This is a genomic window from Pseudomonas sp. NY15372 (genome assembly GCF_048068215.1).
Lineage (GTDB): Bacteria > Pseudomonadota > Gammaproteobacteria > Pseudomonadales > Pseudomonadaceae > Aquipseudomonas > Aquipseudomonas guariconensis_A.
This window is the reverse complement of record NZ_JBLUPY010000073.1, coordinates 1-2,107: the sequence shown is the minus strand read 5'-3', so window position 1 is coordinate 2,107 and position 2,107 is coordinate 1. Positions and strand designations below refer to the sequence as shown.

Below are 2,107 nucleotides of genomic sequence, written 5' to 3'. Positions count from 1 at the left end.
TCGAGAGCTCGTCCTGTAGCCTCAAGGCCGACACCCAGCACCCCGATGGAGGACGACCAGACGGCCGCCAACGCTTCGGGCTCACCGCTCCCGGGCGTGTCGAGCAGCGATGCGTAGTTCCTGCGCAAACCCTCCTGCTGAAACCACAGCCCACCCAGGCTCAGCAGCAGGCCCGGGCTCCCCGGGCCCAACCCGGAAAAGCCGCCACGCATACCGTTCAAGGCATCCCGCGCCAGGAGCCGAGCCTGCTCGGCGCTGATGCTCAACCCGAGCTGCAGCTGCGTCCTTTGGAACTGCAAGCTGGCCGCGCCGATGCTCACACTTCTCAGCGCCTCGGTCACAGTGCCGGCAGCACCGGCCCGCAGTTGCTCCAAACGTGCCTGTAGGCTCTCGGCGCTTTCCAGCGACCAGATCGCCACATCGACGAGCTTGCCGTGATGGCGGGACACGGTCGCGGTGACCGCGCCGCTGAGTACCATGGCGCGGACCTTGCGTTCGGCGGGCTTGCGGAACTGTTTGTCCAGTTGGCCGAGAAACGCGTCGGTGCGCTCCTGCAACGCCTCGTTGAGCAGGCTCAGGTACTCACCCAGCCTGAGCGAGACGATCACCTGGGTGACGTGTTGCCCGGCATAGCGCAGCAGCGCCGCGCTGTGCACGTGGCCGATCATGGTCTTGGCGGCGCCGGACAGGTGTTGGTCGAGGGCATTGCCCGCATTGGCGGTGGCGGCGAGCAGTTGACCGATGGCGTCCTGGACCGGTTTGACCATCAGGTACTGGCCTTCCATGCTTTCGATCGTGCTCTTGACGGTGTCGTAGACCTTGCCCAGGTCATCCCCGGACAGGCTGTCGAGCAGGTGCTTCAGCAGCACCTCGTCCTTGGCCACCAAGGCCTGGTAGAGCAGGCTGTCGCGGCTTTCGAGTTCCTGTTGCCACAGGCGCTGGGTGGCGGCGAGGGCGGCCCCGTCCAGTGGCAGCGCTTCGGTCGGGCCGCCATTGAGACAAGCCCCTAGCATGCGGATGAAGGCCTCCGTCGAGCGCCATTCATTCACGGTGTAGTCGTGCTTGGCGACCTGCTTGAAGGCGGGGCAGGCGTAGTGCTCGGCATACACCTCGCCGAGTTGATCTATCAGGGCCTGCCAGTGCTGGAGTTCGCTCCGATAGGCGGAGTCGAAGGCAGCGCGGGCGGGCTCGTCGTAACGTTCCTCCAGGCGCTTGCGTGCTTGTTCCTGCTTGGTCGCGATGCGGCGTTGGGTCTGGGCCGCGATGTCCACGGGCGGCAGGTACGCCTTCTGGCCAATCGGGCTGTTGTTCCAGCGCTCGGTGTGTTGGGCTTCTTTCTCGACTTCTTCGGTGGCCTGTTCGGCTGCCCAGCTGTCGTGCAGCTGGCGAATGCCGAGCAAAGCCTGCGAGGTGAAGTGTTCGAAGCGCCGCTGCGGCTCGGCGCGCCATTCCTGCATGGCCTGGAACTGGGCCAGGCGCTGGGCGTTGGATTCCTGGACTAGGCCGACCGGGTCGGGCAGCGTCAGTGCCAGGACGCCGTTGGGCAACTGCTCTTTCTGAATGATGGAGCGCACGTGCGCGCGGGTGGCGACCAGGCGGTCCAGGCGCGGATAGTAGCCATGGGTGCTGCGAAAGCGGCCGGGGTAGTACTCGGCATATTCCAGCACCTGGTCGAGCCCGAGGTCGTCTCCGGTCATGGCGATGCCGACGCTGGCGGGGTCTTCGCGAGCGGCCTGCAGGTCCAGCTGCACGAAGCGCCCGGCCAGCTCGGCAGCGTTGGTCGCGATGCCCTGGCGATAGCGGTTCAGCACCTCGCGGGGCCAGGGATCGTTGGCGAAGGCGAGCCAGGCGGTCGAATACAGGAGCGTGTTGATGTTGATGAAGGAGGCGATCACGTCGTGATCCTGGGTACGGCAAGCCTTGGCCAGGGGCTTGCCCGCCTCGCGTGGCGGCTGGAAGACCGGGAACTGGCGCAGGGCGCCTTCGGGGGTGACTTGGTAGGCCTGCCAGACTTCCTGGTCCAGCAGGACATAGACATAACCCTGACGCAGGATGCGTGGCTGGTCCCCGTGCAGCGGGACGGCAGCGACTTCGGTGTTACGGGCCA

1 protein-coding gene is annotated in these 2,107 nt (G+C 66.1%); it reads right to left on the bottom strand.

The genetic code is table 11. From position 1 onward, the window contains the following. Nucleotides 1–2,107, bottom strand: a 2,107-nt coding sequence (locus ACNFG0_RS22785) for a T6SS effector BTH_I2691 family protein (RefSeq protein WP_416766514.1), incomplete at both ends; no start/stop codon positions are given.